This is a genomic window from Acinetobacter sp. A2, assembly GCF_012371325.1.
Lineage (GTDB): Bacteria > Pseudomonadota > Gammaproteobacteria > Pseudomonadales > Moraxellaceae > Acinetobacter.
Genome location: NZ_JAAZQX010000029.1, coordinates 23,397 through 30,927 on the forward strand (window position 1 = coordinate 23,397; position 7,531 = coordinate 30,927).

Annotated in this window: 6 protein-coding genes and 1 pseudogene; 2 read left to right on the forward strand and 5 right to left on the reverse strand. The window is 40.4% G+C overall.

Annotated features, from left to right (window positions below; all coding sequences use genetic code 11):
* Positions 1 to 257: 257 nt before the first annotated feature.
* A complete protein-coding gene (locus HHA43_RS10610; protein WP_168417480.1) occupies positions 258 to 1,256 on the reverse strand; it encodes a helix-turn-helix transcriptional regulator in 999 nt (332 codons plus the stop codon).
* 407 nt (positions 1,257 to 1,663) lie between these two features.
* Here HHA43_RS10610 and HHA43_RS10615 point away from each other — a divergent pair, with 407 nt between their 5' ends.
* On the forward strand, positions 1,664 to 2,263 hold the full coding sequence (locus tag HHA43_RS10615) for a hypothetical protein (protein WP_154320684.1): 600 nt from the start codon (positions 1,664 to 1,666) through the stop codon (positions 2,261 to 2,263).
* A 154-nt stretch (positions 2,264 to 2,417) separates the two neighbouring features.
* Here the strand turns inward: HHA43_RS10615 and HHA43_RS10620 are convergent, their stop codons facing one another.
* The 4 genes from HHA43_RS10620 to phbB form a co-directional block, all read right to left on the reverse strand.
* Entirely contained in the window at positions 2,418 to 3,596 is a 1,179-nt protein-coding gene (locus HHA43_RS10620) for an acetyl-CoA C-acetyltransferase (protein ID WP_168417479.1), read from the reverse strand.
* 82 nt (positions 3,597 to 3,678) lie between these two features.
* On the reverse strand, positions 3,679 to 5,487 hold the full coding sequence (locus tag HHA43_RS10625) for a class I poly(R)-hydroxyalkanoic acid synthase (protein WP_228284180.1): 1,809 nt from the start codon (positions 5,485 to 5,487) through the stop codon (positions 3,679 to 3,681).
* A gap of 88 nt (positions 5,488 to 5,575) precedes the next feature.
* Positions 5,576 to 5,920 (reverse strand): phasin family protein, encoded by a 345-nt coding sequence (locus HHA43_RS10630; protein ID WP_019384921.1) that lies wholly within the window; start codon positions 5,918 to 5,920, stop codon positions 5,576 to 5,578.
* Between the two features lie 50 nt (positions 5,921 to 5,970).
* Positions 5,971 to 6,717: an acetoacetyl-CoA reductase gene (gene phbB, locus HHA43_RS10635; RefSeq protein WP_168461397.1), complete on the reverse strand. Its 747-nt coding sequence runs from the start codon at positions 6,715 to 6,717 to the stop codon at positions 5,971 to 5,973.
* A gap of 472 nt (positions 6,718 to 7,189) precedes the next feature.
* Here phbB and HHA43_RS10640 point away from each other — a divergent pair.
* Positions 7,190 to 7,531, forward strand: a pseudogene (locus tag HHA43_RS10640) (transposase); the annotation flags it as partial.

The window sequence follows — 7,531 nt, forward strand, 5'->3', positions numbered from 1 at the left end:
AAATAAAAGATTTATACTACGAATATTATGATTTCACGGCAGGGACGAGAACAGTTAAAGTGGCTTTTATCAACATAGATAGGAGTAAAACATGACTTTAAAAAAGATTCGTTATAATACGGCTGAATTGGCATGCTAAATAAACGCAATGCCAAGTTAGGTCTAAATTTTAAATCAGCAGCTCTAACAACAAAATTTAAATAATAAATATAAAACTATCGGTCCCAGTATTTGGGACCTTTTTATTTCTCAGTTTATCATTCATTGCTTTGATGCACTGCAGTCGCTACTTCAGCAGGCTCAATTTGAATTAACTTTTTACCAAAGCTGCGTAACCACCAAACCAATTGCGAGGTAAAAGGGACAGTGGCTGTTACCAATACATCACCATTTTCCAGTGTTTCAATGGTCTGGTCTTTACTTAACTGACTTTCATCAAAGTAAATTGCATCAGCTTTTTGCATGGTCAGTTTGAGCTGAATATTTTCTGTGGCTTTGCTGAAATTGACTCTGAAGCCCAGTTCGCCAGATTCAATATAAGCATCAATATCAAAATTGACAGGGTGTAATGCGCGTGAATCTAAAACTTTTGCGGCTTTAAAACGATGCAGGGCAAAGGTCTGAATATCTGTTTTATCAAAGCGGGTACATATTAAATAAATGACTGCGCCTTTTTGTACCAGTGCCAAAGGATTTAGCACATAGGTTTTTTCTTCACCTGAACTGCTGCGTGATTGGTAAATACATTCCAGTTGTTTGTCTTGTAGCAAGCCTTCATAAATTGCTTGCTGCGCATTACGGTCTACCAGTGGTGGAATTAAGGGTTGTGTTGCAGGCACAATCCGTACACGGTTAATCCATTGGCGAACATTATTTTGCGTAGATAGACTACGCCGTGCCAAATCAAACCAAGGGTTCATTTCTTCAATCAGACTTGGTGGCAACAAGTGTTTTAAATGTTCTTCGACCATCATAAAGGTGACCGCTTGTGAGCTGGTCATGTGTGGCAAGCTTTGAATAGGTGCATCTGATCGCCAACGCCAACCTTGTGGCACGGTACCGTTACTTTCAATAGGAAAGCGTTGCGAAATTTGGTTTAAGTCACGCTGAATGGTGCGCAAACTGATGTCAATGCCTTCACGTTGCAAGACATCGTGTAATTCACGCGTACCCATCCATTTACCTGTAGAGAGTCGCGATAAAATTTGCCATTGGCGATATAAACTATTCGATGTTTCTTTTTCTTGTATAGACATATTCAGTATTTGCTTGGTCGTTTTAAATGAGTCAGAACGTGAGTGTTAACACAATAAGAAAACTTAGAATGTTTAGCAAGTTTTTTACTCAAAAAGGGCGGTGCAGTACATATTCAGATCATGCATCTATGCAGTGAGTTCAGAGGATTAACGTATTTTAAATTAGATTAAACTATGTGAAAAAGTATGTGATTGATGCAAGACAACTCAGAATTTCGGGTGATTTGAGAGGGTGCTTTTTAATAAGCAAGCTTAAACTGTATGCTTTAAGTAAGGTCAAGTCTTTTTCTTGTGTGTTTGAGGCGGGTTTATGTAAATAAAAACACGTATTGCCTTATGGTGCTGTAGTTTAATTAAGCACACAATTTGGACAAAACCTAACTTGAAATAAGGAGGAACAATCAACCGTGAATTTATCTAGCAGCGATGCACGAGAAATTTTTTGGTTAGCCCGCTATTTAACCCGTATTCAATATTTATGTCAGCAATTTCCCTTTAAACAAAATGCGGCTGCTTTAAGCTATGCACATGCTTTTTGTTTACCTGCTTTTGATGCTGCATCTCTAAATGAGCTAATTTTAAATGAAGAGCAACCCGCGTCATTTGCCATGCAATTCCAGCAAAGTAGCGTAAAAATTCATAATTTAGCAGATGTGTTATCACCTCAAGCCTATACAGAATTGATACGCCTCATTCGAAATGCCCGTGACAATGCTGCTTATATTTGTGATGTGGTGCAAGACTGCCACGATGTTCTAGAAGCTGAGCCGCAAAATATTTTTTTATTCTTTCAATTGGGGCAAAAATTGGAAGAGTTAGATCGACAAATCCGACTTAAACAATCTAAGGACATGACAGTAGCGCAAGTGGAAATTATTGTGCAATTGCTCAAAGATTTAGGTTGGCTATCACTGGCTGAAGCATGGCAGCAACTTAAACAACAACCTGATAGCATGAATTTTTATCATTTTAGCGACCACATTCAGCATTTACTTTCTGTGGATTAAAGCACCGATTCATCCTGCTTTGAACTTGTCGATAAAATCGGTGGCTATTCACTCCAGCATGCATCTAAAAAAATAATGGAAGCCTGAGCTCCCATTATGTATTGAATTTATTGTCAATCTTAATCAAGTTTCAAGATTCGATGCAATGGTGTACTTAGTCACGTTCAACTGCAAGTGCAACACCCATACCACCCCCAACACAGAGGGTTGCAATGCCTTTCTTAGCATCACGGCGTTGCATTTCATGTAATAAAGTCACCAAAATACGGCAGCCTGAAGCCCCAATTGGGTGACCCAATGCAATTGCACCACCATTGACGTTGACTTTATCTAGGTCTAAGCCTAATTCTTTAGCAACACCCAAAGCTTGTGCAGCAAATGCTTCGTTGGCTTCAATCAAATCAACCTGATCTAAGCTCCAGCCTGCTTTGTTGAGGGTTTTCTTCACTGCTTCAACAGGACCAAGCCCCATAATTTCAGGCTCAATACCAGACATGGCATAGCCTTTAATACGTGCCAATGGCTTAAGACCTAATTCTGCCGCTTTGTCTGCACTCATCATCAGTACTGCTGCTGCTCCATCATTAATGCCTGAAGCATTACCTGCGGTTACGCTGCCATCTTTTTTAAAGGCTGGGCGTAGTTTTGCTAGGCTTTCAAGGCTGGTATTGGCTTTAATGTATTCATCTTCAGCAAATACGACAGGCTCGCCTTTACGTTGTGGAATGCTGACTGCGGCAATTTCATCTTTAAACTTGCCAGCTGCCTGAGCTGCCGCAGCACGTTGTTGTGAAGTCAATGCAAGTTGATCTTGCTCTTCACGGTTTAAACCCAGTTTTTCTACAATATTTTCTGCGGTAATACCCATGTGATACTGGTTATAGGCATCGGTTAAACCATCAGCCACCATGCTGTCTACCAATTGTGCATTACCCATTTTTTGCCCATTACGCAGCTGCATATAGTGTGCGCTTTGTGACATAGATTCTTGACCACCTGCGACCACAATCTCGGCTTCATCGCATTGAATGGCTTGTGCTGCCAAATGTACCGCACGCAAACCTGAACCACAGACGACATTCAGGGTAGATGCAGGCACTTGTACTGGAATGCCAGCAGCAATTGCTGCCTGACGTGCAGGGTTTTGTCCCACGCCTGTCGTGAGTACGTTGCCCATAATCACCTGATCAACTTGTTCAGGTTTTACATTGGCGCTGTCTAAAACCGCACGAATTGCTGTTTGCCCCAACTGTGGTGCAGATAAAGATGCAAGACTACCTAAAAAGCTACCAATCGCAGTACGTTTTGCTGCAACAATCACAACATCTTTCATTTTATATCCTTAAATTTTGTGTTCATGTTTCTGTGGATGCACATGATATATAGCATGTGCATGGCTGTTGTTATATGACCGATTAGAATAAATTTACCAAAACATAGCGACCTGGTGCCGCTTCAATGATTGGATACTGCGCATTACCCAAGCTGCGGGCAGGGACTTGTTCACCAGTGTACGGTGTGACCCATGCCTGCCAGCGCAACCACCAAGATTCAGGGTGATATTCTGCGCCGTCTAGCCATTGTTTGGTATTTTCAAACTTGGCAGCATTGGTGTAGCAACCGTATTTATTACGGCTTGGAGGATTAACAATACCTGCTACGTGTCCAGATTCACCTAAAACCAAGGTAGATTCACCACCCAAGTAATCTGCGCCACGGAAACAAGTATCCCAAAGTGCGATATGGTCTTCCTGCGTTGCAATAAAGAAGCTTGGTGTTTTTACACGAGATAGATTCAAGCCCACACCGTTAACCTTAACGGCATTTGGTGAAATCAATTCATTGTTCAAATACAAATTGCGCAATAAGAAATTATGAATTTTGGCAGGGATATTCGTACCATCGCTGTTCCAATATAAAATATCAAAATCAGAAGGTTCTTTACCTTTTAAGTAGTTTTCGATGTAGTAATTCCAGTACAGCGTATTTTCACGCAGTAAACTGAAGGTAACTGCCAACTGACGACCATCGAAATAACCCAATTGATTGTTCAGGTTTTCCAAACCACTCACCACAGGCTCATTAATAAATACACCTAAGCTGCCTGGGTTTTCAAAGTCGATAATGGTGGCCATATAGGTCGCAGACTTTACGTGATTTTTCAGGCGTTTTGCTACGTAATAGGCTTGAGTCGCAGCAAGTAACGTACCGCCAATACAGTAGCCAATGCAGTTGGCCTCTTTTTCACCGGTAATTTCTTCAATTACACGCAAAGCTTCTACTGCACCTTGTGTAATGAGATCAGCAAAAGTCAGTTCTTTCTGTTCGGCATTTGGGTTACACCAAGACATTAAAAAGACCGTATGACCTTGCTGACGCAACCAGTTCACTAAAGAGTTTTGTTCGCGTAAATCCAGCACATAATATTTATTGATAAACGGTGGTACGACTAGAATAGGGGTTTGATATACATTTTCAGTAGTTGCTTCATATTGCAATAATTGGAAAAAGTCATTTTCAAAGACGACTGCACCAGGGGTATACGCCAAATCTTTGCCCAAGCTGAAAGAGTCGCTATTCACCATACGAATAGATAAATACTTGCCGCTGTTCATGACATCATCATGGAAAACCTGCATGCCACGGACTAAGTTTTCACCTTGTTCAGCGACGGTTTGCTGAATCACTTCTGGGTTAGTCCACAGAAAGTTACTTGGAGATAACGCATTGATCATTTGACGGGTAAAGAAGTGAATGCGATAGCGAACTTTGTCTGGAACGCCTTCGACCACATCTACCATGTTTTGCACTAACTGGCTAAACAGTAAATAAGACTGTGATAACAGATCAAAATTTGGGTGTTCTTGCCATAATGGGCTGTTAAAACGACGATCACCACTTTCAGGCTGAATAAATGGTGCTACATCTTTGGCCACGCTGCGCATCAACACATTTTGGTAGATTTGCATTTGACCTTGCCACCAGCTCCATTGCATTTCCATCATGCGAGCTGGGTTTTTAGATAGTGCTTCAAAGAACAAAGACATATCTTCTTTGTTGAGCTGCGCCAAAGCCTCATTAATTGGGCTTTGCCCATAATAAAATTCTTGTAATTTTTTCCAGATGTCATCATGTACAGAAAAAAATTGTAGTATGTTTTCTTTGAATTGAAATGAGTTCGGGTTCATTTCATCGCTCCATAGCACATGGCTTTTAGCAATCAAATTGAGTGCAGGGCTGAAACTAAAACGGGGAAATTTTCACACTTCCCCGTAACATTCGTCCTGATAACGCATGGTTTTCAGAGCAGTGTTATTTATTGTTAGGCATAGATTCGCTAACTAACTTTTCAAATTCCGATTTGAATTCAGTCGTTAGTGTTGCCAACTTTTTGCCATCTTCAATCATTTGCTGACTAAGTTTGTTCATGGTTTCTAATTGCTTGGTGGTGCAATTCACCATGCTTTGCATGTCTTTAACTTCACTATTGGCAAACATTTGCGCTAGACCAATGTTGGCATAGTTGCGTGCTGCTTCTAATTGTAGGTTGGTTAAGTCAGCAAAGTTTTTAGCCACTAAGCTGTTGAATTTTGTGTACGGTTCAAATACGTTTTTGTATTGTGCATTCATATTTGAGAATAAGTCGCCGTATAGCATGGTGTAACTCCAGTAAATAAACTTGTAAATGAAAATAGGGGCTGCACGGTTTAGTGCATGTATAAACCGCCATTAATCGATAAGGTTTCGCCTGTCACGTACGCACCGTGCTCGCTGACCAAGTACATAACAGCAGCGGCAATTTCAGCTGGCGCAGCAAGACGTTGTAGAGGAATTTGTGCTTCAATGCTTTTAATCACATCTTCACGCATGGCAGTAACCATTGGTGTTGCGGTATAGCCAGGCGCAACCACGTTTACACAAATATTTGAACGTGCACCTTCTTGAGCTAAGGCTTTGGTAAAACCGATAATGCCGGCTTTGGTCGCAGAGTAGTTGGCTTGTCCAAACTGACCTTTTAAACCGTTGACTGAGCTGATATTGACAATACGTCCCGACTTTTGTTCTAACATTTTGTTAAACACGGGCTGAGTCACTGTGAACAATGTTTTTAAGTTGGTATCAATGACTTGTGACCACTGTTCATAGCTCATCTTTTTAAAAGTTGCATCACGGGTGATGCCTGCATTATTGACCAGCACATCGACACGACCTTCAGCAGCAATTGCTTCTTGAATAGCTGCTGTTGCCGCTTCGTGGTTATTTAAATCCGTTAAGACAAAGCGTACATCGCTGTCTTGAAATCCTTCACTTTGAAGCCATTGTTTTTCGCGGTCTTCTTCACGTGGTACAACCGTTGCGATAATTTTATAGCCTGCTGTAACCAGTTGACGGCAAATCTCACTGCCAATACCACCTAATGCACCCGTCACTAAAGCTACTTTTTGTTCAGACATGTTGTTTTCCTAAGCAGAATAAGGTTATAAAAAATAAGAAGTTTTTCCTCTTTATTCTTGTTTAGAAATTAAGCGTTTTATATTGCGAACAGACTGCAGTTTGATGATGCTTTAAAGTCAAAAGTAAACAAATATTGGAAATATCTTGAGGAAGAAACGGCAGCATGTAAGGATTTGAACAAGCAGCTACAGTGAAGTTATTGATTCATCGTGCAGGACGCAGCAAAGTTCAGAGAACTGGTGCAAATAAGGGTTTGCTATAAGTTGTAGATATATGACAGTTAAAATACATACTGCGAGCAGATTATTTGGATTTAGATTTTTTAATATGTGCAATTAATAGTTGTTGTGCTTGAAGTGCGTTGTAATGTTGAGGATGGATTTAAAGTTGAATTAAGAGATGGATTCGGAAATTTGAACAACTCCTATAAGTGATATTCTGCTCCTCAAATGATGTTATAAACATCAATATATGGAGTATTTTATGGCACGTAGACCAAGAAGAAATCATTCAAACGACTTTAAGGCCAAGGTAGCACTTGCTGCGATTAAAGCAGAAAAAACACTTGCTGAATTGAGTGCTGAATTTGATGTTCATCAAAACCAAATTATTGACTGGAAAAATCAATTAATCTCAGCTTCCTCGCAAGCTTTCAATCAATCAAAAGCTCCATCAGACCCCCCCATTGATCTTAAAAAGTTACATGCAAAAATCGGTGAGCAGGCATTAGAAATTGATTTTTTAGAAGGTGTGTTGAAGAAACTGGGCCGCTTCAACCACAAAAGTTAATCGATCACTCACTTCAGATTTCAG

Coding starts and splice junctions, on each gene's coding strand:
- HHA43_RS10610 (WP_168417480.1), bottom strand. CDS start 1,256: ATGTCTATACAAGAAAAAGAAACATCGAATAGTTTATATCGCCAATGG.
- HHA43_RS10620 (WP_168417479.1), bottom strand. CDS start 3,596: ATGAAAGATGTTGTGATTGTTGCAGCAAAACGTACTGCGATTGGTAGC.
- HHA43_RS10630 (WP_019384921.1), bottom strand. CDS start 5,920: ATGCTATACGGCGACTTATTCTCAAATATGAATGCACAATACAAAAAC.
- phbB (WP_168461397.1), bottom strand. CDS start 6,717: ATGTCTGAACAAAAAGTAGCTTTAGTGACGGGTGCATTAGGTGGTATT.